Source organism: Bradyrhizobium sp. USDA 4501, assembly GCF_054062115.1.
The window spans coordinates 7,159,385-7,186,378 of the sequence record NZ_JBSSEX010000001.1 but is presented as its reverse complement, the minus strand read 5'-3'; the positions used below and the strand labels follow the sequence as shown (position 1 = coordinate 7,186,378).

Annotated in this window: 30 protein-coding genes and 1 pseudogene; 14 read left to right on the top strand and 17 right to left on the bottom strand. The window is 64.0% G+C overall.

Annotated elements, in window-relative coordinates:
- Positions 1 to 36: 36 nt before the first annotated feature.
- Together ACVWZM_RS33100 and ACVWZM_RS33095 are read left to right on the top strand one after the other, a co-directional pair.
- Positions 37 to 927 (top strand): quinoprotein relay system zinc metallohydrolase 2, encoded by an 891-nt coding sequence (locus tag ACVWZM_RS33100; protein WP_456856810.1) that lies wholly within the window; start codon positions 37 to 39, stop codon positions 925 to 927.
- 43 nt (positions 928 to 970) lie between these two features.
- Positions 971 to 1,795: a quinoprotein dehydrogenase-associated SoxYZ-like carrier gene (locus ACVWZM_RS33095; protein WP_316397603.1), complete on the top strand. Its 825-nt coding sequence runs from the start codon at positions 971 to 973 to the stop codon at positions 1,793 to 1,795.
- A 121-nt stretch (positions 1,796 to 1,916) separates the two neighbouring features.
- Here the strand turns inward: ACVWZM_RS33095 and ACVWZM_RS33090 are convergent, their stop codons facing one another.
- A complete protein-coding gene (locus ACVWZM_RS33090; protein ID WP_370176133.1) occupies positions 1,917 to 2,258 on the bottom strand; it encodes a hypothetical protein in 342 nt (113 codons plus the stop codon).
- A 149-nt stretch (positions 2,259 to 2,407) separates the two neighbouring features.
- Here ACVWZM_RS33090 and ACVWZM_RS33085 point away from each other — a divergent pair, with 149 nt between their 5' ends.
- From ACVWZM_RS33085 to ACVWZM_RS33070, 4 genes are read left to right on the top strand one after another with little or no spacing between them, the layout of a single operon-like run.
- Complete coding sequence (locus ACVWZM_RS33085) at positions 2,408 to 3,340, top strand: ABC transporter substrate-binding protein (RefSeq protein ID WP_168856108.1); 933 nt, start codon at positions 2,408 to 2,410, stop codon at positions 3,338 to 3,340.
- Positions 3,341 to 3,342: 2 nt separating this feature from the next.
- Positions 3,343 to 4,080, top strand: coding sequence for an ABC transporter permease (locus tag ACVWZM_RS33080; protein ID WP_057020570.1), 738 nt, complete (start codon positions 3,343 to 3,345; stop codon positions 4,078 to 4,080).
- Positions 4,070 to 4,780 carry an ABC transporter ATP-binding protein gene (locus ACVWZM_RS33075; protein WP_076834171.1) on the top strand — a complete coding sequence of 237 codons (711 nt, stop codon included), beginning with the start codon at positions 4,070 to 4,072 and terminating at the stop codon, positions 4,778 to 4,780. Before ACVWZM_RS33080 ends, ACVWZM_RS33075 begins: the two co-directional genes overlap by 11 nt.
- Positions 4,781 to 4,820: 40 nt before the next feature.
- Positions 4,821 to 5,174 (top strand): hypothetical protein, encoded by a 354-nt coding sequence (locus ACVWZM_RS33070; RefSeq protein WP_456855625.1) that lies wholly within the window; start codon positions 4,821 to 4,823, stop codon positions 5,172 to 5,174.
- A gap of 5 nt (positions 5,175 to 5,179) precedes the next feature.
- On the opposite strand, the gene ACVWZM_RS33065 is transcribed toward ACVWZM_RS33070, so the two are convergent.
- The 4 genes from ACVWZM_RS33065 to ACVWZM_RS33050 all read right to left on the bottom strand — a co-directional run bounded on the left by ACVWZM_RS33065 (position 5,180) and on the right by ACVWZM_RS33050 (position 7,449).
- Complete coding sequence (locus ACVWZM_RS33065) at positions 5,180 to 5,416, bottom strand: hypothetical protein (protein ID WP_076834175.1); 237 nt, start codon at positions 5,414 to 5,416, stop codon at positions 5,180 to 5,182.
- A gap of 117 nt (positions 5,417 to 5,533) precedes the next feature.
- Positions 5,534 to 6,418 carry a hypothetical protein gene (locus tag ACVWZM_RS33060; RefSeq protein ID WP_456855624.1) on the bottom strand — a complete coding sequence of 295 codons (885 nt, stop codon included), beginning with the start codon at positions 6,416 to 6,418 and terminating at the stop codon, positions 5,534 to 5,536.
- 223 nt (positions 6,419 to 6,641) lie between these two features.
- Positions 6,642 to 6,722: a pyrroloquinoline quinone precursor peptide PqqA gene (pqqA, locus tag ACVWZM_RS33055; protein WP_009031067.1), complete on the bottom strand. Its 81-nt coding sequence runs from the start codon at positions 6,720 to 6,722 to the stop codon at positions 6,642 to 6,644.
- A 328-nt stretch (positions 6,723 to 7,050) separates the two neighbouring features.
- Complete coding sequence (locus ACVWZM_RS33050; RefSeq protein WP_310879955.1) at positions 7,051 to 7,449, bottom strand: EF-hand domain-containing protein; 399 nt, start codon at positions 7,447 to 7,449, stop codon at positions 7,051 to 7,053.
- Between the two features lie 192 nt (positions 7,450 to 7,641).
- Between ACVWZM_RS33050 and ACVWZM_RS33045 the strand changes: the two genes are divergently transcribed.
- The 4 genes and pseudogenes from ACVWZM_RS33045 to ACVWZM_RS33030 all read left to right on the top strand — a co-directional run bounded on the left by ACVWZM_RS33045 (position 7,642) and on the right by ACVWZM_RS33030 (position 11,091).
- Positions 7,642 to 7,887 (top strand): hypothetical protein, encoded by a 246-nt coding sequence (locus ACVWZM_RS33045; RefSeq protein ID WP_456855623.1) that lies wholly within the window; start codon positions 7,642 to 7,644, stop codon positions 7,885 to 7,887.
- A gap of 220 nt (positions 7,888 to 8,107) precedes the next feature.
- Positions 8,108 to 9,772, top strand: coding sequence for a methanol/ethanol family PQQ-dependent dehydrogenase (locus ACVWZM_RS33040; RefSeq protein WP_076834181.1), 1,665 nt, complete (start codon positions 8,108 to 8,110; stop codon positions 9,770 to 9,772).
- A 79-nt stretch (positions 9,773 to 9,851) separates the two neighbouring features.
- Positions 9,852 to 10,139 (top strand): c-type cytochrome, encoded by a 288-nt coding sequence (locus ACVWZM_RS33035; protein WP_229188856.1) that lies wholly within the window; start codon positions 9,852 to 9,854, stop codon positions 10,137 to 10,139.
- Positions 10,136 to 11,091: pseudogene (locus ACVWZM_RS33030) on the top strand (substrate-binding periplasmic protein). The gene ACVWZM_RS33035 and the pseudogene ACVWZM_RS33030 overlap by 4 nt, the downstream one beginning before the upstream one ends.
- A 12-nt stretch (positions 11,092 to 11,103) precedes the next feature.
- On the opposite strand, the gene ACVWZM_RS33025 reads toward ACVWZM_RS33030, so the two are convergent.
- The 11 genes from ACVWZM_RS33025 to ACVWZM_RS32975 all read right to left on the bottom strand — a co-directional run bounded on the left by ACVWZM_RS33025 (position 11,104) and on the right by ACVWZM_RS32975 (position 21,239).
- Positions 11,104 to 12,012, bottom strand: coding sequence for a flagellin (locus ACVWZM_RS33025; protein ID WP_456855622.1), 909 nt, complete (start codon positions 12,010 to 12,012; stop codon positions 11,104 to 11,106).
- Positions 12,013 to 12,029: 17 nt separating this feature from the next.
- Positions 12,030 to 13,805 carry a flagellar hook-associated protein FlgK gene (flgK, locus tag ACVWZM_RS33020; protein WP_456855621.1) on the bottom strand — a complete coding sequence of 592 codons (1,776 nt, stop codon included), beginning with the start codon at positions 13,803 to 13,805 and terminating at the stop codon, positions 12,030 to 12,032.
- A gap of 27 nt (positions 13,806 to 13,832) precedes the next feature.
- Positions 13,833 to 14,288: a flagellar protein FlgN gene (locus ACVWZM_RS33015; protein ID WP_456855620.1), complete on the bottom strand. Its 456-nt coding sequence runs from the start codon at positions 14,286 to 14,288 to the stop codon at positions 13,833 to 13,835.
- A gap of 19 nt (positions 14,289 to 14,307) precedes the next feature.
- On the bottom strand, positions 14,308 to 14,562 hold the full coding sequence (locus ACVWZM_RS33010; protein ID WP_057020579.1) for a hypothetical protein: 255 nt from the start codon (positions 14,560 to 14,562) through the stop codon (positions 14,308 to 14,310).
- Positions 14,559 to 15,848, bottom strand: a complete 1,290-nt coding sequence (gene flgE / locus ACVWZM_RS33005; RefSeq protein ID WP_310885677.1) for a flagellar hook protein FlgE — start codon at positions 15,846 to 15,848, stop codon at positions 14,559 to 14,561. Before flgE ends, ACVWZM_RS33010 begins: the two co-directional genes overlap by 4 nt.
- 19 nt (positions 15,849 to 15,867) lie before the next feature.
- Positions 15,868 to 16,527, bottom strand: coding sequence for a flagellar hook assembly protein FlgD (locus ACVWZM_RS33000; RefSeq protein ID WP_076834188.1), 660 nt, complete (start codon positions 16,525 to 16,527; stop codon positions 15,868 to 15,870).
- Positions 16,528 to 16,758: 231 nt separating this feature from the next.
- Positions 16,759 to 17,265 (bottom strand): hypothetical protein, encoded by a 507-nt coding sequence (locus ACVWZM_RS32995; RefSeq protein ID WP_456855619.1) that lies wholly within the window; start codon positions 17,263 to 17,265, stop codon positions 16,759 to 16,761.
- Between the two features lie 103 nt (positions 17,266 to 17,368).
- Positions 17,369 to 17,812, bottom strand: a complete 444-nt coding sequence (locus tag ACVWZM_RS32990; RefSeq protein WP_456816397.1) for a flagellar export chaperone FliS — start codon at positions 17,810 to 17,812, stop codon at positions 17,369 to 17,371.
- Entirely contained in the window at positions 17,812 to 19,509 is a 1,698-nt protein-coding gene (gene fliD, locus ACVWZM_RS32985; protein ID WP_456855618.1) for a flagellar filament capping protein FliD, read from the bottom strand. Before fliD ends, ACVWZM_RS32990 begins: the two co-directional genes overlap by 1 nt.
- Positions 19,510 to 19,572: 63 nt before the next feature.
- Positions 19,573 to 20,397, bottom strand: a complete 825-nt coding sequence (locus ACVWZM_RS32980; RefSeq protein ID WP_028336954.1) for a flagellin — start codon at positions 20,395 to 20,397, stop codon at positions 19,573 to 19,575.
- Positions 20,398 to 20,537: 140 nt separating this feature from the next.
- Positions 20,538 to 21,239: an RNA polymerase sigma factor gene (locus tag ACVWZM_RS32975; protein WP_076834197.1), complete on the bottom strand. Its 702-nt coding sequence runs from the start codon at positions 21,237 to 21,239 to the stop codon at positions 20,538 to 20,540.
- A gap of 667 nt (positions 21,240 to 21,906) precedes the next feature.
- Here ACVWZM_RS32975 and ACVWZM_RS32970 point away from each other — a divergent pair.
- The 3 genes from ACVWZM_RS32970 to ACVWZM_RS32960 are packed head-to-tail and all read left to right on the top strand — an operon-like array spanning position 21,907 to position 26,436.
- A complete protein-coding gene (locus ACVWZM_RS32970; RefSeq protein WP_456855617.1) occupies positions 21,907 to 24,255 on the top strand; it encodes a hypothetical protein in 2,349 nt (782 codons plus the stop codon).
- Between the two features lie 58 nt (positions 24,256 to 24,313).
- On the top strand, positions 24,314 to 25,672 hold the full coding sequence (locus ACVWZM_RS32965) for a hypothetical protein (RefSeq protein ID WP_456855616.1): 1,359 nt from the start codon (positions 24,314 to 24,316) through the stop codon (positions 25,670 to 25,672).
- Between the two features lie 38 nt (positions 25,673 to 25,710).
- Positions 25,711 to 26,436 (top strand): formyltransferase family protein, encoded by a 726-nt coding sequence (locus ACVWZM_RS32960; RefSeq protein ID WP_456856808.1) that lies wholly within the window; start codon positions 25,711 to 25,713, stop codon positions 26,434 to 26,436.
- A 9-nt stretch (positions 26,437 to 26,445) separates the two neighbouring features.
- On the opposite strand, the gene ACVWZM_RS32955 is transcribed toward ACVWZM_RS32960, so the two are convergent.
- Positions 26,446 to 26,667, bottom strand: a complete 222-nt coding sequence (locus tag ACVWZM_RS32955; protein WP_456855615.1) for a hypothetical protein — start codon at positions 26,665 to 26,667, stop codon at positions 26,446 to 26,448.
- A gap of 125 nt (positions 26,668 to 26,792) precedes the next feature.
- Here ACVWZM_RS32955 and ACVWZM_RS32950 point away from each other — a divergent pair, with 125 nt between their 5' ends.
- On the top strand, positions 26,793 to 26,990 hold the full coding sequence (locus tag ACVWZM_RS32950) for a hypothetical protein (RefSeq protein WP_456855614.1): 198 nt from the start codon (positions 26,793 to 26,795) through the stop codon (positions 26,988 to 26,990).
- Positions 26,991 to 26,994: the final 4 nt, after the last annotated feature.

Here is a 26,994-nt window from a genome sequence, read left to right as displayed (position 1 = left end):
ATGGCTCATGGCGGTTCGGTGCTTGCGCTGCTCCTGATGCTTTGGGCGCCGACCATAGCGCGGGCGCAAGAGGCGGAATTGCCTGTAAGCGAAGTCGCTCCCGGAATATTCGTTCACACCGGGGTCACCGCATTGATGACGCGCGAGAACGAAGGCGCCATCGCCAATGTGGGATTCGTGATCGGCGACAGCGCCGTCGCCGTCATCGACACCGGCGGCAGCGTCCGCGAAGGACGACAGCTGCTCGCCGCGATCCGCAGCCGTACCGACAAGCCGATCCGCTATGTGATCAACACCCACGCCCATCCAGATCACAGCTTCGGCAATGCGGCTTTCGTCGGCGACGGGACCAGCTTCGTCGGCCACAAGTCTTTGCCACGCGCGCTGGCCGCGCGCGGACAATTCTACCTCGACGGGTTTCGCCGGACCATGGGCGATGAGCTGATCGACGAGGTGAAGATCATCCCCCCGACCGTGCTGGTCGCGGACACGCTGAAGCTCGACCTCGGCGGACGGGCCCTCACCCTGAAAGCGTGGCCGCCCGCCCATAGCGACAACGACCTCACGGTCCTCGACGAGCAAACCAGCACCCTGTTCGCCGGCGACATGGTGTTTCTCATCCATATTCCCGTGGTCGACGGCAGCCTCAAGGGCTGGCTGCGTACGCTCGACGAGCTCGCGGCGATCTCCGCCGAGCGCGTGGTTCCCGGTCACGGGCCCGTGAGCGCGTGGCCGGCCGCGCTTGCCGACGAGCGGCGTTATCTTGGGGTGCTGGCCGCGGATGTGCGCGCACGGGTCGCAAGCGGCAAACCGATCACGGCCGCGGCCGAGCACGCCGCAGCCGCCGAGCGGCCGCGCTGGCAATTGTTCGACGACTACAACGCCCGCAACGCAATTGCAGCATTCTCGGAAATTGAATGGGAGTAGCTGTTCGTCCTATGATGACGCGGCTACATAGGATTTCGCGAACATGACCGGACATCGCGCCCGCCTGCTTTGCATCGCAAGCCTGCTCACGATCGCGCTGGGCACACCGGCTGCGCCCGCCGCGGAGGCCTATGATCCCTGGCCGGGTCTTGTCCAGGACATCTTCAGCAACCGTCCGATGAATGACGGCAATGATGTCATCGGCATCGAGATGCCGATGCGTGCGGAAGACGCCGCGATCGTGCCGGTAACGCTGCGCACCAAGCTGCAACCCAGCGACAGCCGCCGCGTCGTCGCGATCACGCTTGTGATCGACGAGAACCCGGCGCCGATGGCCGCGAAGTTCACGCTGGGGCCGGCCGCCAACGTCACCGAGATCTCGACCCGTGTCCGCGTCAACAACTACACCAATGTGCACGCCGTCGCGGAGCTCAGCGACGGCAAGCTCTATGTCAGCAAGGTCTATGTCAAGGCGTCCGGCGGCTGCTCAGCGCCGGCCGGCAAGAACGTCGAGGAAGCCAAGAACCGCCTCGGCCAGATGCGCTACCGGCAATTCACCAAGTCCGAACAGGGACCTGCGACCAGCACGCGGGAAGCCCAGATCATGATCGGGCATCCGAATAATTCAGGCCTGCAGATGGACCAGGTCACGCAGCTCTATATCCCGGCCTTCTTCGTCAACGAGCTGCACATCTGGCAGGACGACAGTCCGGTGCTGGCGATGGAGGGCGGAATCTCGATTTCCGAGGATCCCAATATCCGCTTCACCTACGTCTCGAATGGCGCCAAGCGCTTCCGTGCCGAAGCCAAGGACACCGAAGGGCATATCTTCGAGCACGAATGGAAGGTCGAGAATCCCGGCACCTGACGCCTCGCGTCACGACGGACGCAAAATGCAATGAGATCAGGTTGGATCGCTATCGCGCCTTAGCCCGATATTTAAGCATGATGTTTCCGGAAAACCGCTTCGCACTTTTCCGGATCATGCTCTAGAAGCACCTGACTTCGGCTTCGGCCTGGGCGCGCCTGAGGTCGTTGAGCGCGTTCGCGGCCTGCTCGGACGAGCGGAACTGGCCGCCCAGATTGCCGCGCACCTGCGCCATGCTCAGCACGGTCTCGGCGGTGACATAGCGATCGTAGGGGATGATCGAGGCGACGACGTCGATCGAGCAGGAACATTGCTCGATCGACTGCCGGGATTCGCCATTGGCCTTCATGCAGCCGAACACATATTCCGCCCGCGCCGAGGTCGGATAGTCGTTGATCTCCTGGGCCCGCACGCTGACCGCCGCCCCGGCCAGCACCAGGATGGCGACAATCGGTCGTAGCATGCCAGCTCCTGCCATGGTCCTGCTTCCTCTTCTCTTTCCGCAAGCTATGCTATGGATGTTGATCAGAAAAGAAAACATTCGGGGAAGTGGCTCAAGAAACGATGATCATCTCTGTACGCACGGTGTTGGCTGCGGCAGTTCTGGCGGTCATGCAGTTCGGCACCTCGTGCTACGCGCAGACCATCCGCGTTGCAGCGCAGAAGACCGGAACGCTGGCCTGGGAACTGGCCGTCATTCGCTCCCATGGTCTCGACAAGAAGGCCAATCTGTCGATCGACGTCGTCGAGTTGGCCAGCCCCGAGGCCGGCAAGATCGCGCTGCGCGCCGGCACGGCCGACGTGATGGTATCGGACTGGCCCTGGGTGTCGCGCGAGCGGTCGCTCGGCGCCAAGCTGCAATTCTATCCCTATTCGAGCGCGCTCGGCGCCGTGATGGTCCCGGCCTCCTCGCCGGTCAAGACGCTCGCGGACCTCAAGGGGCGGAAGCTTGCTATTGCCGGCGGGGCGATCGACAAGAACTGGCTGTTGCTGCAAGCCGCATCGAAGCAGGACGGCGTCGACCTGAAGTCGCAGGCGACCATCGTCTACGGCGCGCCGCCGCTGCTCGCTGCCAAGACGCTCGGCGGCGAGATGGACGCGACGCTCAATTACTGGAATTTCTGCGCCGCGCTCGAAGCCAAGGGCTTTCGCCGGCTCGCCGGGATGGAAGAGATCCTGCAAAAGCTCGGCAGCAAGGGCCGCATCGCCATGATCGGCTACGTGTTCGACGAAGCCTGGGCCAATGCCAACAAGGATCTGGTGGCCCGCTTCATCGCGGTGACCCGCGCGGCGAAAGAGATTCTGGCGACCTCGGATGCCGAATGGGACGCGATCGCGCCGCTCACCGGCGCGCAGGATCCCGCAACCCTGCATGCCTATCGTGAGCGCTACCGCGAAGGCATCCCGCGCCGTCCGATCGCGGACGAAGAGGCCGATGCGCGCGTGCTCTACCGGGTGCTGGCGCAGCTCGGCGGCCGCGATCTGGTCGGCACGGCAACCGAGCTCGATCCCGGCACCTTCTACCAAGCGATCCCGGGAGACTAGCGGTGCTGCGTCTCCTCTCATTCACGCTGTTCATCGCGACCTGGTGGATCGCCTCGCTGCTGATCGGCGATGCGAAGCTGCCGGCGCCGCCGGCGGTGCTGTCGGTGCTCGTCGCCGAAGCTCGATCGGGCGCGCTGTTCGTCAATCTCGGCGCAACCCTGGCCCGGGTCGCGCTGGCCTTCACCCTTGCCATGGCGCTCGGCTCGGCGATCGGCTATTTGATGGGCCGCGTCTCGCTTGCCAATCGCCTTGGCGATCCCTGGCTGATCCTGCTGCTCAACCTGCCCGCGCTCGTCGTCATCGTGCTCGCTTACATCTGGGCCGGGCTGACCGAGGTCGCCGCGATCGCCGCCATCGCCATCAACAAGCTGCCGACCGCCGTCGTCACCCTGCGCGAAGGCGCCCGCGCGCTCGATCCTGCGCTCGACGAAATGGCGACGGCGTTTTCTTTTCCGCGCGGCCGCGCCTTCCGTCATGTGATCCTGCCGCAGCTTGCGCCCTACATCGCGGCCGCTGCGCGCTCCGGGCTCTCGCTGGTCTGGAAGATCGTGCTGGTCGCCGAATATCTCGGCCGGCCGAACGGCGTCGGCTTCGAGATCGGGGTTGCCTTCCAGCTGTTCGACATCCCCTTGCTGCTTGCCTATTCGCTGAGCTTTGCGGGTGTCGTGCTCATCATCGAAACCCTGCTGGTGCAGCCGTTTGAAACCAGGCTAACGCGGTGGCGGCTCCGTGCAGCTTGAAGTCAATATCACCGGCAAGAGTTTTGAGAGCGCGGCCGGGAAGCGGCACGACGTGCTCGACAACGTCACCTTCACGCTGAACGCCGGCGAGGTCGGCGTGCTGTTCGGCCCGTCAGGCTGCGGCAAGAGCACCCTGCTCCGGATCCTCGCCGGGCTCGACGCCAACTACCGGGGCCATGTCGCGCGGTCGCCGGGCATGCGCCTTGGCATGGTCTTCCAGGAGCCGCGGCTGTTGCCCTGGCGCACGGTCGAGGAAAATGTACGGCTGGCCGCGCCGCATGTCGACGACAGCACGCTCTCTGCGCTGTTCGAGGTGCTCGAACTGGGCGCGCACCGCAACCATTTTCCCGCGGAGCTGTCGCTCGGCCTCGCCCGCCGCGTCGCGCTGGCCCGCGCCTTCGCCATCGAGCCCGATTTCCTGATCCTCGATGAGCCGCTGGCCTCGCTCGACAATGCGCTCGCGGGGCGGCTGCGCGACCAGGTCGCGACGCTGGTGGCGAGCCGGAAAATGATGACCTTGCTCGTCACCCACGATCTCGACGACGCCGTTCGCCTCGGCGATCGCCTGTTCTTCCTGTCATCGCGGCCGGCCCGAATCCTCCACGTCGAGACCATTGCCACACCACGCGCGACGCGCGGCGAACCCGAGATCGACGAAATCAAGCGGCAACTCTCACAGTTGGACCTTGCAAATATGTGAGACGCCGTCATCCTTGGACGAAGCATAAAGGAGAGGCTGGATGTCGCGCGCGTTGATCGCTGTTAGTGTTGCGTCGCTTGTGCTGCCGGCGACGGTGCTCGCCCAAAGCAAGGGCAAAGGCATTCGGCTGTGGAATCTGACCAGCGCCACGATTTCGAGCTTTGAGCTGTCGCCGGCAGGCAAGAACGAGTGGGGTCCGAACCAGACGCTCAACGACAAGGACAAGGAAGTCGACCATGACGAGCGCCTGCGGATCACCGGCGTCGAGCCCGGCCGCTACGACGCCAAGGTCGGCTACAGCGGCGCCAAACAGTGCTTCGTTCGCGACATCGAGATCAAGGCCGACGCCGTGTTTTCGGTATCCGACAAGGACTTGAAGGACTGCAACAAATAGGAAGGCTAACCCGCCGGCAGCTCGCCGCCCGTGCCGGCCCGATCGTTGCTGTGCGGATATTCGCAACGCCAGCGCACCGCGGTCCATTTCGGATGTTCGCCGACCCACCGCGCGATGTAAGGCGGCGCGGCCATGGCGCATTGCTGCAGCGAGCCGTTCCAGTTGAACGCCAGATGCTGCTCCTCGCAGGTGGCGGGCGACAGCACGGCACATACCGTGACGATCAGATCAATCGGGTTCATGCGCGATCCCTAAGCGTGCTCATGCAATAGATAACACGGCGAAATACGTAATCAGCCACGTCCGGGTTTCACAGCCCCGTGAGAGGTTGGGGAACCCGGTCCGGGAGGCTTCACGCTCTAGAAGTTCAAACCGTACACCAGCCGCGCCTGATGGCGCTCGAAATTGACGAGGTCGAGGGCGGCATTGCTTCCGGCCCGCTGCCCCCAGGCCTGGACGCTCCAGGTCGCGGTCAGGCGTGAACGTTCGGAGAGCTGGAAATAGGCGGTCGGTCCGATGAACAGCGCCTGCCCGGACAGTTCATCCAGGCCGATTCCCTCGTACTTCCTGAAATAGCGCGCTTCGCCGCCGATCAGGATATCCGGCTTCACCCTGGCCATGAGGCCGAATGCGGCACCGATGGTGGCATCCTGATCCGCAGCGCCGGTGCGCGGCGTGCGCGTCCATTCCGGCTCGTAGCTTAGGTTGAGGGCCGCGATGACAAAATTCGGGATCACCTCGCGGTCGAACGCGACCGTGAGTTCGGTGCCATAACTACGGACGGCTGCGGCCGTCGTCTCGTCGACGCGATCGGCACGCGTCTCCAGCGCGACCGTCATGCCAAAGGGCGCCGTCTCGCGATTCAGAAAGCGATAGCGGAAATCGACCGAGACGCTCTGCCACGACAGCTGGCGCCGATCGTCAAGACCCGGAACGCGGTTGATGTCGTATGCGCCGAATGACGTTCCGAGCTCGACACGAAAATTCGGCGCGGGCACAAGCTCGAGCTCCATTTCCTGATTGAGCGTGCGATACCGGCCGCCGTCCTTGGCGAAGCGCCCTGTGGTCTGGCTCTGGAATTCGCGCTCACCGACATTGCCCACGTCGGAGCCGATCATGAAGCCGAAGATGTGCTCGGTATCAAAGTCCTCGGCATATGCGCCAGGCGGCAACACCGCCGCGATGCCGGCAATCGCCGCGCACAGCATCCCCGCCCAACGCCCGGTCTTGAGTTTTGGATTCATCGTCCCCGCACCACCGCCTCAGGCCACACTGTAGGACAAAGCAGCTAGGCCCGCCAATCGCGCAGGTGGTGTCGGTCTCAAGGTCTTGTGGGAAGGGTGTGAGAGAAGCTGTCCGAGCGGCCGCAGCGCCCGAGAAAGACACGTTCGACAAAAGACGCCTGCCCGGCTCGATGCAGCGCGCTGCACGAGCCGGGCAGGCTGTCTCGCGTTACTTGTCTTAAGATTACTTGCGCGCTGCGCAGGCGTACATGTTGATTTCCATGCCCACCGGCACTTCGACGATCTTCGGTGTTTTCCAGGCCATTTCCTTCTCCCAAGTCATAAGTTGGCGCAAGCCGCGCGGCAAGCTAGGGCTGCCTTTTCCAGGGCGCAAGCCGGCCGGGTAAGGACCCGACTTCGCTGCTGGACATGCCGAAGCGGACGACGGCTCGCTGACATCTGCCCGGCATTGGGAACTCCGACACTGATCTGTCGGGCATTTTCCGGCTGCCGGGCGGCGACGCGTTGGTAAGGAGACCCGATTCATCCAGCCGCGTCTTGCCCAAGAGCGAAATCGCAACTTTTTTTGTTATGCGCGGAATTCTGCGTCAATATCCGGCAAATCCGCCCGGCAAAGTTCGCCGGCTGGCAACTTATTTGAGCAGGCGCAGCAGGGCCCGGCCGGCGCGCGAGTTCAACTCCTTCGCATCCAGCGTTCCGTCATTGTCGGGATCTGCGGCCTTGAAGCGCTGCTCGACGACCGCGAGATATTCGTCGAGCGTCAGGGTGCCGTCGTGATCGGGATCGGCAGCGGCCAGTTCTTTCGCGGTCAGCCGTCCACGCAATTCGCGCGCGTCGAGCGTGCCGTCATGGTCGGGATCGAGCTTCGCGAACAGATTGGCGGCAGCCTTCTTGGCTTCGGCAAGGTCGACCGTGCCGTCATTATCGGGGTCGAGCATCCTGAGCGCACTGCGACCGCCCGATGCGGCCAACGCGGGACCTGACAGGACAACCATCGCCAAACTCAGCGCAAGCGATCGGCGCGAAATCATCGTTCGTCTCCCGTAAGTGCCGCTCCGGCGAAGACACGGAGCGCCTGCGATCCGAGCCTACCATAGCAGCTTCAGCGGGGCTTCCCACAGTTCGTGTACGCGGCGAAATCCTGTCGGGATTCGGGTGGAAAGCGGTTGCCTCACGGGCCATCTGTGGCGCTCTCGATTGCACCACAACGAGCGAGGTGACCCATGACCAGCAGTTGCAAGAACGCATTGGGGTGCCTCGTTGCATTCGGTCTTATCGCGCCCGTGTCCGCGCAGACCCGGCACCCTGCCCCATCGGCGGAGGCGGTCCAGCAGCGCGTGCTCACCGGCAAGGAACGGCTCGGTCGCAAATGGACCGACGAGCAGCGTATCGATAATTGCAATGTGCCGCCGGACAAGCGGGGCGCGAAACCGCGGCCGGGTGTCTGTCCTCCGACGCCGTCCAGCTGACGGTTCGCGCCGCGGCATCACGGCGGGCCGCGCTGGTGTAGCGTATTCCACGCGGCAAGCCACGAACGCATCTGCGAAAGACCTGACGCTTTCGATCAGTCTCTTGCGGTTAGCGGGCGCTCGTTCACGTTTTCGTATTGACCCGTTTTGGTTTCAGGCGGATGGTTCCGTCCGCAACGTCAGGAATAGGCGTGCGAAAAAGGTTCATTGGGAGGATAGGATGAGACGCATTGCGCTGGCCGCAAGCCTCGTGATTCTTGCATCGTATGGTGCAAGCGCCCAGACCAACGAGCAGTTGGTCAAGGGGGCGACTGATACTTCGAACGTTCTCAATTACGGCATGGGTTACAATCTTCAGCGCTTCTCGACGCTGAACCAGATCAACAAGGACACGGTCAAGAATCTCGTTCCCGTTTGGAATTACAGTCTCGCCGACGATCGCAGCGAGCAATCGCAGCCGTTGATCTACCAGGGCACCATCTATCTCACCACGCACAACGCCACGATGGCGATTGACGCCAAATCCGGCAAGCAGGTGTGGAAGACCAAGGTCGAATATCCCGCCGAAACACCGCGCATCGTCTGCTGCGGCATCATCAACCGCGGCGCGGCGCTGTTCGATGGCAAGGTGTTCCGCACCACGCTCGACGCCAATGTGATCGCGCTCGATGCCAAGACCGGCAAGGAGCTGTGGCGCCAGAAGGCCGCGGATATCAAGGAAGGCTACTCGATGACGGTGGCCCCGCTGGTCGCCGACGGCGTCGTGATCACCGGCATCTCGGGCGCCGAGTTCGGCACCCGCGGCTTCATCGACGGCTGGGATCCCGCAACCGGCAAGCATCTATGGCGCACCCATACCATCCCGTCCCCGGACGAACCCGGTGGCGACACCTGGAAGGGCGACACCTGGAAGCTCGGCGGCGGATCGACCTGGATCACCGGCTCCTACGATGCCGAGCTGAACACCGTCTATTGGGGCATCGGCAACCCCGGACCGTTCAATTCGGCGGTGCGTCCCGGCGACAACCTCTACACTTGCTCGGTGCTCGCGCTGGATCCGAAGACCGGCAAGATCAAGTGGCACTACCAGTTCTCGCCGAACAACCCGTTCGACTATGACTCGGTTGCCGAGATGGTGCTCGCCGACATGACCGTCGAGGGCAAGCCGACCAAGGTGCTGATGGACGCCAACCGCAACGGCTTCTTCTACGTGCTCGATCGCACCAATGGAAAGCTGCTCGCGGCCAATCCTTACGTGACGGTCAACTGGGCGAGCGGCATCGATCTGAAAACCGGCCGTCCGATCGAGACCGACATCTCCAAGGATGCGCGCGACGGCAAGAAAGTCCTGGTGCAACCGTCGATCCTTGGCGGCAAGAACTGGGAGCCGATGTCGTACAATCCGCAGACCGGCCTAGCCTACGCCAATACGCTCAATATCGGCGGCAACTACAAGGCCGAGCCCGCGACCTACAAGCAGGGCGAATGGTATCTCGGCATGGACCTCACCGATCCCTGGGCCTGGCCCAACGGACCGCGCGGCTATCTCAAGGCCATCGAGCCCATGACTGGAAAGAGCAAGTGGGAGGTGGCGAGCGACATCCCGCGCTTCTCGGGTGTGCTCTCGACCGCCGGCGGCGTCGTGTTCTCCGGCCAGCTGACCGGTGAATTCGATGCGTTCGACGCCGAGAACGGCAAGAAGCTGTGGAGCTTCCAGACCGGCTCCGGCATCGAAGGCCAGCCGGTGACCTGGCAGCAAGATGGCGTTCAGTATATCGCCGTCACCAGCGGCTACGGCGGAGTGTACTCGATCTTCTCCGGCGACGAGCGCCTTGCGAAAGTGCCGACGGGCGGGTCCCTCTGGGTCTTCGCCGTCAAGCAGTGAGCGCGGATCGCACGTGAAGACAGTATCGATCTGGACGGCGGCGGTGTTCACCGCCGCCGCGATGACGGGCATCGCGACCATGACGATGCCTGCCATCGCACAGCAAGCAAATGCCGACGGCGATCAGGCCACGATCGACAAGGGCAAAGTCACCTACGCCCAGAAGTGTTCGCACTGCCATGGTCCGAACATGGTCAATTCGGGCACGGTCACGCCGGACCTTCGTACCCATCCCGATGACAAGACACGGTTCGTCACCACGGTGAAGCAGGGCAAGAACGGCAAGATGCCGCCGTGGGGCGACATCCTGAGCGACGAGGAGATATCGGATCTCTGGGCCTTCGTCGCAAGCCGGAGAAAGCCATGAGGGCCTGGACCGCGGCGCTAGCCGCCGCTCTCGGCTTCGCACTGATCTCGACGCTTGCCGGCGTGACCGCGGCACGCGCGGCCGACGAGCCGCTCCGAGTCTGTCTCGACGAGGACCTGCCGCCGTTTTCCGTGCATCATCGCGGCAAGCCCGCCTCGGGCTTCGACGTTGCGCTCGCGCAGGCAATAACCGGGCGGCTCGGCCGCAAGCTCGAGATCCAGTGGTTCGAAAGCAAGCTCGATGACACCGCAAGCCCGGCGCTGGAAGCCAATGCGCTGCTGTCGGACGGGCGCTGCTCGCTGGTCGGCGGCTACGCGCTTACCACGGACTCGCTGAAGGCGCCCGGCGTCACGACGGCCAAGCTGCCGGACTTCGACGGCGCCACCCGCGAGGATCGCCGCCGGCGGATCCCGATCGGCGTGCTGGCGCCGAGCCAGCCCTACATCTATTCGCCGATGACCGTCGTGCTCGGTCCCAAGGCCAAAGACAAGATCAAGGAGCGCAAGATCACCGATATCGGCGATCTCGCCGGCCTTCGCCTGACGATCGAAAGCGGCACGCTGGGCGACGCCATCCTGATGACCTTCGACAAGGGAAAGCTGATCGACGACATCACGCACCTCGTTCCGGGGCGCAGCGATCTGTTGGGCGAACTGGAACGCGGCGAATTCGACGCCACATTGCTCGACCTGCGCCGCTTCGACGCCTACCGCGCTGAACATCCGGACACCAGGATCACGGCCTCGGGCTACTATTATCCGATCGGCGCCAACCGCGGCTACGTTGCGCTCGAGACCGACAAGGTCCTGCAGGAATCGGTCAACAAGGTCCTCACCGACCTGCAGCCAAGGGAACCATCGCGGAGCTCGGCAAGGCTGCCGGCCTCACCTGGCTTCCGCCGCGCGAGCCGATCATTCTCGGCGATGTCTGGCTGAAGATTCTGAACCGGTGATGCCGGCGATAGCTATCGCAAATAGCTCGCCAGATTCATGCTCTGGATCTTGGAGATCGCCGAATAGGACGCCGTCAGCTGCGCCTGATAGGTCGAAAGCTGTGCCGTCACGGCCGCGACATCGACGCTGGTGAGGTCCGTCGACAGCGTCTTCGCAAAATTCTGGTAATCGCTCTGGTTTGTGCTGGCGGTCTCGATCTGCGACGCCGCGGCCGACAGCTTTGCCTGCACGGTGGATGTGGCATCCAGCGCATTGCTCGCGAGGTCGAGCGCCTGCGTGATGTCGCTCGACGACAGCGTCCTGCTGTTGCCGACGTATTTCAGCAACCGCATGACCTGCTCGAATGCTGGATTGTGGGCGGTGACGCCGTACGAGATCGACTGGCTGTCCGACACGCGCACGGACGCGATCTCGCCGTCGCCCTTGTAGTAGCTGGTGTCTGATGTCGTCAGCGATCCGGTGCCCGTCCCATAGCTCGACAGGTCCGCCGGCGCGGTGTCGGTGCGGGCGCCGCTGAAGACATATTCGCCGTCATACTGGGTGTTGAGCAGCCCCTGCATCTGCGCGATGGCCTGCTGCGCATAGTTGATCACCGATGCCGTCGCCGTGCTGCTGCCGGTGGTGGCCGCGCTGAGCTGGGTTCGCAGCTGCGTGATGATGTCGGTCATCGACCCGACCGCCGAATACATCACCTGCACCTTGTTATCGGCGAGTTGGCTGGCATCGATATAGGACTGCGCGCGCGTCACCGACACCTGCAAATTGATCACGCGCCCGGCGCCGGAACCGTAGCCGCCGAAATCCTCGGATTGCAGCCCTGAGGACTCCTGCACCTGCTCGTTGGCCATCACCGCCTGCACCCGCAGCGCGTTTGATATCATCTGGTCCGACTGTGCAAAGGTGGCAACGCGCATCGTCATGACGACGGCCTCGGGGTTCAGCTGGCGCTCATCGCGGTCATCAGCGCCGAGAACATGGCATTGATGGCGGTAATGATCTGGGACGCGGCGGCGTATTTGTTCTGCAACGCACTCAGATTTGCGGATTCCTCGTCAATGTTGACGCCAGACTGCGACGACAGCGAATTCGCATAGGTCGACTGCGCGGTTTGCTTGGCGGTGTAGGCCGCCGACGCCTGGGTCGCCTTGCCGGCGACGTTGGCGACGATGGCGGCCGCGTAGTCCGTGAAAGAGCCGGTGGTCGCCCCGAGGCCGCCGGCCATGCCGAAATTGGTCGACCCCGTCAGCGCGCTCGAGAGCGCGTTCACCACCGTCGCCGAGCCCGGTGACAGCACCGAGTTTCCGGCCGTCATCGTGGACGACGCATCGAGCGTCGCCGTCGGCAGCGCCGCCGTGCCGTTGAGGATGTCGCTGCGAACGGCGATGTCGGACGCGCCGGTCCCGGTGATCAGGTCGTTGAACCCGAAGTAATCCGAAAAGCCCTCGCCCGCACTGCCGACCGCGCTCGTCATCTCGTTGATCGCAACGCCGTTGCTGGATGTGGTCGTCGAGATCGACAAGTGTCCGTTGGCATCGACCGAAGCTGACAGCCCCGAGATGCCGTTGATCGCGGTGGCGAGATCACCGACCGTGGCGTAGGACGACAGATCGAGGTCCTGGTAGGACACCAGATTGCCGCTCTTGTCCGCAACCGCGATTCGCACCGTGCCGGTCGCCGAGAACGGCGTCGTGCTGCTCACAGTGGCAGTTCCGGTCAGGCTGGCCGGCGGCGGCACCGACGTGCCCTGGTTCGATACCGCGTTGACGCTCGCGGTCAGCTGCCGGGCCAGCTCGTCGAGCTGCGACTGCGCGGCCGGCAGCGTCTGGTCGCGCAGCGTGATCAGCGCGCTGACCTTGCCCGAGGAGATCTGCGAGGTGATGTCGACGCCGTTGACGGTGATGCCGCTGAAACCGCTTGACGATCCCGCGCTGTACGTCGTCGACGCCGTGACGCTGGGCAGCGCCGTATAGCTCAGCGGATGCGCCGTGCTATCGACCAGCGCCTGTCCCGATCCGGTATAGACCTGCAGATCGCCGCTCGACGTGGTGAAATAGCTCACATTCATCATCGACGCGAGATCCTGCAGCGCGCTGTTGCGCTGGTCCTCCAGATCGGCCGTCGACTGCCCGGCTGCCGCCTGCTGCTTGATCTGCTTGTTGAGGTCGGAGATCTGCTGCAGGTCGGAATTGATATCGGTGACCGACGACTCGATGTCCTGGTCGGCATTGGAGCGCAGCGTCTGGATGCCGTTCGAGGTCTGCTGCAGCTGCGTCGTTATCGCCGCAAGCGCGCTGACGGCGTTCGATTGCAGCGACGCGCTGCTCGGCGTGCTCGCCAGCGACGCCAACGCCGACTCGAATGCCGCGATCGTGTTGGCCAGCGAGGTGCCCGTTGTGGAGCTGTCCGAGCTCGATGTGCTGCCATAGAGCTGCTGGAGCTCGGTCAGAAAGCTGTTGGTGGTGTCGGCAGCGCCGAGATCGGAATCGGCCCCGACCAGCGACTTCAAAAGCAGCTTGTCGACCGCGCTGCTGATCCCCGTGATCGTGACGCCGGTACCAACACCGGAAGTGACGCTGCTGCTCTGGTTGGCGGTCTTCGCGGTATAGCCCTTGGTGTCGGCATTGGAGATATTGGCCGAAGCTACGCTGATCTGCACCTGCGTGGCTGACAGCCCGCTGAATGCGATGCTTCGTGCGATATCGAGCGACGACACGACCAACTCCCTCCGGCGCCGGCCCGATCAGGCCCGCACGTTGGTGCCATAGGACATCGCCGGCGTGACGCGACGACCGCCGGCGCCATAAGGCGATACGTTGGCGATCTGCTCGCGGATCGCCTGCATGATCGCCTCGATCCTGCGATTGCTGGCATCGATCGCCGCACGCAGCCGCATCACATTCTCGTCCATCGCCATGCGCAGCTTCAGGATCCGGTCCATCAGCTGCTCGCGCAGCGCGCGATCCTGAACGTTGAGATTTGCCGTCTTGCCGACCGCCTCCGCCACACGCTGCTCGAACAGGGTGGCAAGGCGGTGCTTCTCGTCGACCTGCTTCAGTCGCGAGGCCGGCAAGCCCTTGGCGAGCTCGACATTCTCCTCGTTCACGATCGCGATCAGATTGTCGATCAGCGCGATCAACGACCTTGCGCGCTCGTCATTTCCCGCGGGATTGATCTTGATGTTGCGTTCCGGTGTCATGTCATCGCTCCCGTTCAAGCTAGTGTCCGCGACGCAGGGCGCGAACCGATTGTGCGCTGCGCCCGTACGCGGTGATTGCCGTTACCCGGACCGCGGCCCGGTTGAGTTCATGGTCGAGCCGCGCGCATTCGCGCATTAGCTGGTCCCGCAACGTTCCGACATCGTCGAGCAACGCACGAAGCTGCGCGCGATCGTCCGGCCGGACCGCAGCGGCCTTCGCCTTCAGCCGCTGAAGCCTGACCAGCAAGCGGTCATTTTGCTTTTCGGTCATCATCGCGACACCGCCGAGATCAGCGTATCGAACATCTTGTCGACTGTGGTGATCACCTGCGAGGCCGCCGAATAGGCCTGCTGCGCCGAGATCATGTTGGAGAACTGGCCGCTGGTATCGGTGGTGCTCGACTCCAGCTCGCTGCCGTAGATCGTGCCGGCGCCGTTGGTGCCCGAGGTCTGCAGCGTGGCGTTGCCGGAAGCTGCCGTCGCGGAGTACATGCCGTCGCTAGCCGCGCTCAATCCGTTGGGGTCGCTGAAGGTCGCGACCGCAATCTTGTAGATCGCGATCGTCTGCCCGTTGGAGTAGGTGGCGTCGACCACGCCCCCCTTGCCGATCGAAATGCTGCTCAGCTTGCCATAGGGCAGACCGTCCGACGTGATGCTGGTGAGATCGACCGCTGGCGTGGTCTCGCCCGATGAATACTGCGTCAGGCCGTCGGTCTTGCCGGCCGTACCGAGATTGAGCGTGATGGCCGTGCCATTGGCGGCAGAACTGTCGGCCGCCCCATCCTTCCAGCCGGTCACCGAGATGACGGGAGGGCTCGGGCTGGTCGAGGCGAGCGAGCCGTCGCTGTTGAAGGTGATATCCACCGTATCGTTGATCGCGTTGGCGCTGTCTGTCGTGGAGTCCGAGGCGAGCTTTGGCGTCTCGAAACTGGCCTGCCAGCTGTTGTCGGCGGTCTTTTTCCAATCGATCTGGATCGTGCTCGCCGTGCCAAGCGAATCGTAGACCGTCATCGAGCTATTGAAGGTCGCACCGACGGCGGCATCGGCCGGCAGATTCGCCGCGACCGTGGTTTTGGTGGTGGCGCTGCCGCTGGTGGACGCCACCTGCGTGTTGATAGGTCCGAGGCTCGCGGCAGAGGCATTGCCGACGATGTTGCCGTCAGCGTCGGTGCGCCAGCCCTCGAGGTAATTGCCGTTGTTGACGAGGTAACCCAGATTGTCGGTGGTGAACGCGCCGTTGCGCGTATAGGAAGTGGTACCGCCGGACGTCGCGTTGGTGGTGACGAAGAAGCCGCTGCCCTGGATCGCGACGTCGGTGGCGTTGGTGGTCGCGGACAGCAAGCCCTGCTGGGTGATGTTGGCGCGGCCGGACACCGTGACGCCGCCGGACGTGTATGAGGTGGCGCTGTTCGACGCGGTCACCAGATCCTGGAACATCGCCGACGTGGTCTTGTAACCCGTGGTGTCGGCGTTGGAAATGTTGTCGGAAATCATTGCCAGCGACTGGCTCTGCGCGTTGAGCGCGGAGATCGCCGAGGAAAGAGCACCAGTGAGACTCATGATAAAACTCCGGAGGCAATCAGGACGTGACGCCGATGATGTTGGCGGCGCTGACGGGAACGCCGTTCACGAGCAGCGAGGGCGTCGAGCCGGAGGCATCGATGCCGGTCACCGTTCCTGTCATCGTGGTGTAGCTGAGCAGCGAGTTTCCGGCGGAGTCGGTCGCGGTCACCTGAATCGTGTATTGGCCGCCGTCCTTGAGCTGGGTCCCGTCGGCGGACTGGCCGTTCCAGGTGAAGGTGTTGGAGCCGGCGGTTCCGGTCCCCTTGCCGCTCCACACCGTGTTGCCCGAGGAGTCCTGGATCGTGATCGCGACGTTGGACGCAGCCGAGGTGAGCGAGTAGCCGAAGGTCGCCGAGCCGTTGCTCAGCTCCGCCGTGTTCGTCTTCGCCTCGACGGTGTGGCCGATATAGTTGACCGAGTTGAGCGTCACGAGGCTCGAGAACGAGCTCGCCAGCGACGTCATGCTGGCGTTGGTCGACTGCTGCTCGGTGAAGTTGGCGTAGGAGGTGAGCTGGTTGATGAAGTCGGTCGTGCTGGTGGCGTTCAGCGGATCCTGGTTTTGCAGCTCGCTGACGAGAAGGTTGAGGAAATCGGTCGAGCTCATCCCCATCGACGCGCTCGACGACGAGCTCGACGTGGTGGAGGTTGCAGCAGAGGTTGCCGAGGAGACGGTCATGACAAGGCTCTCTTCGCCGCGGGATGCGCGACGGAACGCGGTGGAACATTGGGGTCGTGATGTCGTTCGCAGATAAAACGGATGACGCGCCGATTTCAGGCGCGGATTCATCCGCCCGGAATCACTTGATGAATCGGCAGAATTTGCCGTGTCCGTTGCGGGTTCGCGGCTCGCAGCCGTGCATCTCGCCGCGAGAGCCCGCGGACAGCTGCAAAGGCAATGCGGAGCGTTTTAGAGCGAAAGGCTGATCGGCAGATCCGGCTCGCCGAGCATCAATGCCGGCGGCGTCAATGCGGGCAACAGGCAGAGGGCCAGCAGCAGCGCAGGCAGCACCTTGCCTTGCTGTGCGGATTGGTCCGGTGCTTGTGCATCGTTCAGCTGATCGTCAGTCGGGGCTGGCCCCGAAGCGGGCTTCTGGGGCAATTTCGCCGCCGCGGTCACGATGCGGTCGGCAAGACCCTTGGGTGCGCGAACCGGCGGCGCCGCGAGCGCGCGGCGTACCGCACTCGCCTCCTCGTAGAGCGTCCGCGCCTCGGCCGAAGATGCCAGGAGCTGGGCGGCGGCAAGACGTTGATCGTCGGGCCAGCGGGACAGATCCTCCCCCAGCCGGTCGATCAGGTCTTCGAATGTCGCAACATCCATCGCGCGCGCAGATCCAGCCTCGTCGCCAAGGCTGTCATAAAGCATTCGCGGGACGGCGGAAATCAATTTCCGCCGCTGCCGCATCAGGTCCAGCATGGTGCTTGCCGCACGGCTATTTTCCCCAACCAGGGCGCCCGCCCAGGCCCCTTGCTGCGCCCGCTAACCGCCCTCGCCGGGTGATTCGCGGCCCTCTCCGGGCTCAGCGGCCGGCGGCTGATTCGAGCGTCTTGTCGAGTGCCCTGGCCTTGGCGGCCTTGCCGGCGGTCGCCTCGACGAACTTCCAGGCGTCGCGCAGTTCCGCCAGGCTCGCGATGATGCGCCGGAAATTGTCCCTGGCCTGCGGCCGGCCATAGGAGCGCAGGCACGCCATGATCAGGGCGTTATAGGTGCGGTAGAGACGATCGGCCATCGCACCGCCACGGGTGAAGTCGAGATTGTGGCTCAGCCCGCGCAGGATCGCGGTCGCCCGCGTCAGATAGATGTGCCCTTCCTCGAAGCGCTTCGCCTCGTGCGCGTCCAGCGCCTTCTGCAACAGCGTGATCGCGCCGTCGCACAGCATCACCACCGCCTTCAGCGGCGGCACCGCCACCGCGGCGGATCGATAGGCATTGTTGGCGTGGTAGGCCGTGGCATTCTGTGTCATCAGTTACTCGATGCTGCATCTAGGAGTGCTTTCAGGTAGCCCAGCGTGTTGTTCGCGCTTTCGATGGCCGCCTGGTAATTGGCGTATTGAACCTGCAGCTGAGCCTTGAACGTCGCCGCATTGCTCTGAATGTCGCTGACCTGGGACTGCAGGTCGGTGTCGCGCGACTGCAAGTTGGTGATCATGGTCTGGAGTTGACCGCTGGTTCCGGAACTGGTGTGCGCGAGCTGGTAGAGCTGCGTCGCCAAACCGGACGACGATGTCACCGTGATCGACTGCGAGGTCGAGCCCGTATAGGTGAAGGCCATACCGGCGTAGATCGTTCCTGAATTGCCGATGATGGTGTTGCCGACCACCGAAAAGCCGGAGCTGTCGCCGCCGACCGAGGCTCCGGTCAGCGTACCGGTGGAGTCCACCGTGAGGTCGAGCGTGAAGGATTGCGGCGATGTGCCGGTATTGACCACACTGAGCTGGCTGGACGAAGTGGCGGTCTGCGCCGACAGCAGCTGGGTGACGCCGGCGAGATTTTGCGTCAGCACCGTCGACAGCGTTCCGGTATCGAGCTGGAGCTCGTTGTTCTCATTGAAGGACAGGCCGAGATCGGCCATCGTCATGCCGCCGACCGTCCCGCTGAGCACCTGCTGCAGCTGGGTCATGAGATCGCGCATCGTGCTGTCGCCGAACAGCACCGCGCTCGACGCGGCCGTGCCGTCGGAATTCTGCGCCGACTGCGCGATCACCTGGTCGCGAAATGCGTTGTAGTTGGTGACGAAGGTCTGCAGCGCTGACGTGATCTGGCTGGTGTCGGTCTCGATGCTGATGTTGAGGCTGGTGCCGCTCGGCGTCGGCTGCAGCAGGTCGAACGTGACGCCGGACAGGACGTCGGAAATGTCGTTGGTGTTACGCGTGAGCGCGATGCCGTCGAGGGTGAACTCCGCGGACTGCGACTTCTGCAGCACGTCGGTGAACGCCTCGGACGTGTCGGTGACGCCGAGCTCGTTCAGGATGTCATCGCCCGACGTCGACGAATAGGCGATGTCAGCGGCGTCCTGCGTCCCCGTCAGCACCATCTCGTAGGACCCGCTCGACACCTGGACGATGGAGGCCTGGACATTGGTGGTCGAGGTCTGGGCGTTGATGGTGTCGACGATATCCTGCATCGACATGCCGCTGGTGATCGAGATCGCCGTGCTGGTGCCGCCGGACAGGCCGAGCGAGAAAGTGCCGGAGAGGCCCAGCGCCATCGAGCTGCTCGACTGCGAGGAGCCGATCACCTTCTGCGCGGTTGCGAGCTGGGTGATCTGGAGCGTGTGATCGCCGGTCGCCGAGCCGCTGTTGACGCTCATGTTGAGCGCCGACGAGGCGCTGACGTCACCGGTGGACGAGATCGTCGCCGCCCGGGTGGCGAACGCGTTGGTGGCAATCGAATTGATGATCGAGGTGCTGAGCGACGACAACCCGGTCGCCAGCGTCGACAGCTCGGTCTGCAGCGATTGATAGGCCGTGATCTTGGCCTGGTTCGCGGTGATCGTCGTGGTGATCGAGGTCGCCGCTGCGAGCTTGGCGTTGACCTCGGCCTCGATCAGGGCATCCCAATCGATGCTGGTCGAATTGGTCGTGCCGGTCGTTGTCACCGTGCTGGCGGAACTGGTCGACGTCGTGTTTGATGTGCTCGAGGTGGCGCTGCTAACCGTCATGTCGACACTTCCGCCGCGATAGGAACCGGGCCGGCATCATGCCGGCCCGATCGATCTTTCGAATTAGCCGAGCAGCTTCAGCAGGTACTGCGGCATCTGGTTCGCCGCGGTTTCAGCGGAGACCGCGGCCTGGGTCTTCACCTCGGCCGAGGACAGCGTCGCCTGCTCGGAGGCGATATCGACGTCCTTGATCGCCGAGTTGGCCGATTGCAGGTTCTGGGTCTGGGTCGAGATCGAGTCGGCGCTGAAGTTGAAGCGGGATTCCTGAGCACCGATCTCGGCGCGTGCGGACGAAACCTTGTCGATCGCGGTGTCGAGAGCCGTCATCGCGCTGGTGGCGCTCGACAGGCTGGACACATCGAGCGACGTCACGGACAGCGACGAGGCCGTGAGGCTCGTCAGCGTGATCGTGATGGTGTCGGCCGAGGTCGAACCGACCAGCACCGAGACGCCCGAGGAGAACACGCTCGAACCGTCGAGCAAGCTCTGGCTGCTGTAGCGGGTTCCGCTGGCGATCGAGTCGATTTCGCCCTTGAGCTGCGTGAATTCCGAGTTGATGTAGGCGCGGCTGGAATCGGCCACGGTGCCCGAGGCGGACTCGGAAGCCAGCGACTTCATGCGGGCCAGGATGTCCGAGATGTTGGAGGCGCCGCCGTCGGCGGTCTGCAGGATCGAGGTCGCCTGCGCCGCGTTGGTGGCGGCCTGCTGCAGCGTCGTGATGTCGGAGGAGATGCGGGTCGAGATCGCAAGACCGGCCGCGTCGTCGGAAGCCGAGGTGATGCGCGAGCCGCTCGACAGCTTCGACAGCGCGCTGGTTTCCTGCTGCGAGTTGATGTTGAGGTAACGGACCGCGGAGTTCGCGGCGGTGTTGGTGGAGATTGCCGGCATGAGTAGCTCCTGTGCTGATGGGGCATGGCATGCCGCATCGTGAAAAAGAGAGGTGACGCGGATCCAGCCCCCGTCCGCCCGATCAAACGGGCCGGCCGCCGGTGGTCAGGCGCAAAATCTTCAGAAGCTGGAATTTATGGTTAGCAGTCGGTAAACGCGCCGCGCAGGTCGCGCTCGTGCCGCTTCAGCATCTCGCGCAGCTGCTGCCGTCCTCGCTTCAACAGCGACTCCACCGCGGCCACGGTCGTGTCCATGACCTCGGCGATCTCGCCGTTGCTCATGTTCTCGTGATACGACAGGATCACTGCGACGCGCTGCTGCTCGGGCAGGCGCTGCATCGCGACCTCCAGCAGATTGCCGATCTCGTTGCGCTCGATCACGGCGGAGGCATCGAGCTGGGTGTCTGCGACCTCGGGCACGACATCGACATTCTCGGTGCGCGGCTTGCGGCGCAGATCGATGCAGCGGTTGCTGACGACGCGATAGAGCCAGGTCGAGAACTTTGCGCGGCCATGCTGCCAGCGGCCGCGATGGGTCCACACTTTCAGCATCGTGTCCTGCACGACGTCTTCGGCGTCGGCGGCGTTGCCGACGATGCGCAGCGCGATCGCGTAGGCGCGATCGACGTGGCGTTCGACCAGAGCACGAAATGCCGTCTCGTCGCCGGCGGCGAGACGGTCGAGCAAGTCCTTGTCTTCGTCGTGGATCTCGACGGTGTCGAGCGGGCCCGCATCGGCAACGGTGGGGACGTTGCTCCACGGAGCAGCCGCTTCGGCCGGTGCAACCGCGGCCGGCGTGGCCTCCACTTCGGCCGGTGCCCTCATATCAAGCGCGTAACTCATCCGCCGCTCTCCAACCAACGCCGCTGGCACACATTCCATGCGGCTTCTGAGCGTTGAACGGAGGGGTCCAGCAAACCAGGCGAACTTTTTTCGTTATTTTTCAAACGCTTAGCTGGATGTTTTTGCCGACCGCCCGGCAAAAGCTGCCGCTGCGCGCAGGCGCAGGGAAAAATGCGACGGAGTTTGGAGCAGTCGTTCAGCATCGCCTCGCATTTCCGCGGAAGAGATCGTCGCGTCGGAAAACGCTGTTGTCACACCAACTAACGCCACGCGAACCCATGCATGCGCCGAGCATGCGAGTGACTCACCGCCGTTGGTCGCCATCTTGCATTCGACGATTGCGACTAGGCAATTTTTTCCGAATCACTGTTTCGACGTTATCGGATTTTTTGAATCTGTCAGTCGCGAAGCGCGCGTTTTCGAATCCCGCATCAACTTTTTTGAACTGTCGCGCCTGATTTGTCTCACGCGCGCGTTCAACGCATGAGGACTGGCGGGAATTTTGCGCATGACGATCATGACGGTCGACGCGACGCGTCGAGCGCAGAATGTTTCTGCATGTTCATTCGATGTTTTCGATACATTTCTGTTGCGCGCCTGCACGACGCCGGATGGCGTATTTGAAAGGGTTTTTCAGCGTTGCCGCATTGCTGAAAAATTTCCGAACATGTCCGCCAGTTTCGTTCAGCATCGAATCCAGGCGGAGGCGCGGGCGCGCAAGGTATCGCAGGAGCGGTGCGGCTCAACTGAAGTGCGCATCGCCGACATCTACAAATACTTTCCGTTCAGGCTGTTCGGCCTGAGCCGCGATGCGTTGCAGGATCTCGCGCAGATCGAGTTCGAGACCGAGCTCGAGCTGTGCCGCGCCAATCCCGAAATGCTCGAGCAATATCTGGACATGAAGCGCGGCGGTTTTCGTGTCGGCTTCATTTCCGACACCTACTGGAGCACCGACCAGCTCGCGCAGCTGCTGCGTTCCTGCAGTCCCGGGCTGAGCTGGGATTTCCTTTATGCGTCCTGCGATCACGGCAGCAGCAAGAGCGAGGCGCTGTTTGAGGCCTATCTCGCCGAGCAAGGCATCGACGCGGCAAGCTCGTTCCATGTCGGCGACAACCACACCGCCGATATCAAGGGCGCGCGCCGTCACGGCATCCGTCCGCGCTACTACCCGCAGGCCGGCGCGGCGCTGGCTTCCAAGTTTCAACGCGAGACATCGATCTTTGAATTGCTGTGCCCCGATCAGCCGTCGCGGCTCGACTGCGGCGCCCGCACGCTGCGGCGCGCGGTGACGGCGAAGAGCGCGGAGCCTGCTCCCGCTTTCGACCTCGGCGTGACCGTGCTCGGCCCGGTGATGGCGGCGTTCGACGCATTCATTTCTGCGCGGCGCAGCACGCTTGCTCGCGAGGGCGCGCGCGTGGCGGTCGGCTTCCTCGGCCGCGACGGCCTGCTGCCGCATCGCGTCTGGCAGGCAAACCACGGCGAGACCGGCGCCTATATCGAGATCAATCGTCGCGTCAGCCTGGTCGGGTCTGCCGATACGCTCGAACCACTCTGTGAGCTGCTGAGCCGGGTCGTCAAGATCGACGCGGCGACCTTTATCGACATCGTCAAGGTGCAGCCGCCCGCCGTGATGAAGTTCTTCGCGCAGTATCCCGACGGCATTGCCAGCGGCCGCGAACTCGCCGACGCCCTGCCCGATCTGATGGACCCGCGCGAGATCACCGATATCGCTGCCGGTGTCCGGACCCGTTTGCTGACCTATCTTCGCGCGCATATCCGGGATTTCGATGGCTGCACCGATCTGATCCTGGTCGACCTCGGCTATTCCGCAAGCGTGCAGAAGTCGCTGCGGCGAATTTTCGATCGCGAGGGCATCCGCATCCGCCTGCACGGTGCCTATCTGCTGACGCTTGACGATGCCTTCGACGGCATCTCCGATGACGACACCGCGGAGGGCCTGGTCTCTGATCGCGTCGTCACGCCGCACGTCAAGCGCATGCTGATCCGCAACGTCGCCTTGCTGGAGCAGCTGTGCTGTTCCACGGAAGGATCGGCGCGGGATTATCGCGGCGGTGAGGTATTGCGCGAGGGTGATCAGCGCCCGGCCGCCCAGCTGGCGCTGGCGACCGAGGTGCAATCCGGAACGCTGGCCTATGTTTCGCGCGCCCGCGAGCTGGCACCACGCTACGGATTGCAGCCCGATGCCGCCCCCGCGGTCGCGGCGCGCTGGACCGCCGCCGTGCTCGGCCGCCTCCTTCTGCTGCCGGACGTTGATGAGCTCGCGCTGCTCGGCGGCATCAAGCATGACGTCAATCTCGGCACCCCGGCGCTGGCGCCATTGCTCGATGCCGACTTCGTCAATGATAGCATCATCGCCCGCGGCCTCATGACCGCCTGCACGGCTCCGGCGCCCCCGATGTGGCTGGCGGGCAGCTTTGCCGCCCTGTCGCCGTCGCATGCCTATCTCTACACGCTGTTCGGCGCCAATCGCCTGCCCGCTAGCGTGTTCGGCGAAGCGCTGTGCGGGACGCTGCAGGTCGGTCTGTTCGAGCGGAACGGCCAGGCGTCGCTGGAGGCGATCAGCGTCTATCACACCGGGCTCGGCGATCTTCGCCTGCGGATCCCGCTGTCGCGCCGGATGGCAATCGCGACTATCGTGCTGCCGCTGGCCAAGCTCACCCGCGACGGGATGCTCCACGGCATCACGGTCCAATATGGCGAGAGCGCCGCGAAAGCCGCCGAGGGTTCGAACGTGACAGCGATCGCCGAGGGACGGCTCATCGATGTCGGCCTCGAACGGCGCGGCCGTCACTTCCGCGCCACCAGTGACGACGGCATGCTGCTCATCCCCGTCGACGGCTTCGAAGACGACGTCGCCATCTACACGGTCGCGCTGACCGCCCTCGACCATGACCGCATCCTTGCGGTCGCGGACCGCGACGGCAACGGCGCCGCTTCGGCCACACTGACCTGGCGCAGCGCCAGAGGCATGCCGACAACGAACAACAACAGCTGATTTGTCCGCCTGATCCGGCCGCCCCGCACGTAGAAGGTTAACGAGGGGTAGTGCGGGCATGACTTCTGTTGGCACGGCGCAAGCTGACGGCTTGCAGACGAACTTCGACCAATTGCTGGCGGCGAACGGCATCCGGATGAGCGCGGCGCAGCGCCGGCGGCTCGCATGGTTGTCGGAGCGGCTCGGACCCGCGGTCGTCCATCAGGCCAGCTCAGTGCCGGCGAGGGACCATGGCGTCATCATCCTCGTCGAGCCGCCGAGCGGCCCCGCCGCCGAGATGCTTTACCGGTCGCTTCGCGCCAACTGCGCGGTCGTCGTCCCCTTCGGCGAGAATCCCGCCTTCGACTTCCTGAAATCCAAGTTGACCGACTTCGGAACGATCGGGCCGAGCTTCGATGGCCCGCATGAGATGTGGTGGGGCGGCCTCAATTGGCGCCCGATCGCGCCCGAGCAAGGCTCAAGGTCCGAGGCATCGCTGCGCGTGGTCTCCTGCTATCCCCGCGCTTGCGGCGACGACCATGCCCGCGCTCTCCGCGACAAGCTGGCCGAATTTCGGATCCCCTGCGATATCGCACCGATCGACACCGCAGACGGCGAGCACATGCGCGCAGCCGAGAAATCCGCCTTCTTGCTGCGGATGTGGGAGCAGCATCGCGAGCCGCTGCTGTTCATCGAGGCCGACGCAGTCCTCAGCGAGCCGCCAATGCTGCCGTCGTCCCTCGCATGCGACATCGCGCTTCACAAATGGAACCGGTGGGAAATGTCGGCGCGCACCCTCTATCTCGCCCGTTCGCCCGCCGCCGAAGCGGTGCTGCGCAACTGGCATCACATCGCGAGCGCCTATCCCGCGGTCTGGGAAGGCTATCTGCTCGACCAGGCCTGGAGCCTGACATCGTCACAGATGGCGCTCGACACCGTCTGGCTGCCGCGCTCATACCACGCTCCGGCCGAAGACGCCGGCACGCCCCGCCACACCACGGTCGTTCACGACCTGCCCACCGACAGCAGCGATCTTGGACCGGACGCCGAATTCGGCGTCGCGATGCGGGCCGCGCGGCGCGCCGGCCGCAGCGGCGGCCGTGACGCCATGATCGTGATCCGGTCGCAGGCGGCCTCGAATGATGCGATCACCGTGATCATGCGCGATATCGCGACCAGCGACGCGCGCGAAATGGCTGCCAGCATCGAGGCGGTCACCGGCGCGTTCGCGGCCGATTGCGGCGGGTTCGGCCGGCTCGAGCTCGCACTCTGCCCCTGGCAGGACGATATCCGCGCGGCGAAATCGGCCGCGAAAAGCGCAAACAACCGCATCATCGAGATCGCGCCGTGGCAGACGCTGCCGGCCGACCTGTTCCGCACCGTGGGCCAGTCCCGCGATGCCGGCAGCGTCGTCGTGATGGCCGGGCAGCGCGGCTGATGAATGCTGGGAAGACAGAGCAAGGGAAGGACATCGACATCGTGAAGACAATCATCCTTCTTACCGGCGTCGCCAACCAGCAATTCGCGCTTACCGAGCTGTTGAAGGCGCACAATCCGGCGCTGTCATTCCGCTGCGCGGTAACGGCCGACGAGCTCGCCGCGATCGAGCCGGAGGTCTTGCGCGAGGCCCGGCTGTTGGCCTTCACCGCCAGCGTCATCGTGCCGGAGCACATTCTGGCGGCGCTCGGCCGCGGCGCCTACAATTTCCATCCCGGCCCGCCGCAATATCCCGGCTGGGCGCCGGCGCATTTCGCGCTCTATGACGGTGCCCGCACCTTCGGCGCGACGGCCCATGTGATGGCCGCGCGCGTCGATTCCGGCCCGATCGTCGGGGTCGAGTCCTTCATCATTCCCGACAAGATCAGCGTGCGCGGTCTCGAACAGATCGCCTATGTGCGGCTTGCCCATCTGCTCTGGCGGATGTCACGCGATCTCGCCTGCGATCCCACGCCGTTGGCGGAATTGGAGATCGCCTGGTGCGGAATCAAGAGCACCCGACAGATGTACCGCGAGATGTGCGAGCTTCCCACCGGCATCAACCCCAGTGAGCTGGCGCGCCGGATCCGCGCCTTCCACGACGACTTTCGCGGCATCCCGCTGACCTGCTCGTTGCACGGCATCCGCTTCCAGCTGGCGACGACTACCACGCAGGTGCCCGAAGCACCACAGGTGGTCTCGCCGCCGCTCGCCGCGGCCTCCTGAGACACGGCCTCAACCGCGCGTCGCACGGCCCCGGACCTCGCGGCGCTGCTGCAAATGCGCCCTCACCGCGCGCTCCGCGGCGCGCGCGGAGCCGAAATAGCCGCCGTCGAGGCCGTCAAAGGCGCGGTCGGAGGAGAAGAAGCAGAAGCCGCGGCTATCGCTGACGACGATGCCAGCGGTGCGATCCGATACTTCGATGACATAGGCTTGGGACATTTGGGTTTGGGACATGCGTGTTCGATCGCCGAATGACGGCGCTCCAGTCAGATTGTCGGATGCTTTGGATTTGTCGAAGCGATTAACAACAACAGACGCCGGTCGCCGCCGAGACGCAGCGATGCTGCATGCGGCTTCGCATGTCGCACATCAAGCTGCGGTGGTCGTGTCTCATTGCGGTGGCCTTGAACAACGCGGAGTATCGCGCAGCAATATCCGGCCGAACCGCGCGGCGGTCAATGAAATGGCTGACCAAAGATAAGAGCCCGGCGCGACGCCTCATTCGCGGCCAGCGGAAAAACAGCACAGTTTTGGTGGTGACGGTCGTGGAGCGCTGAATTG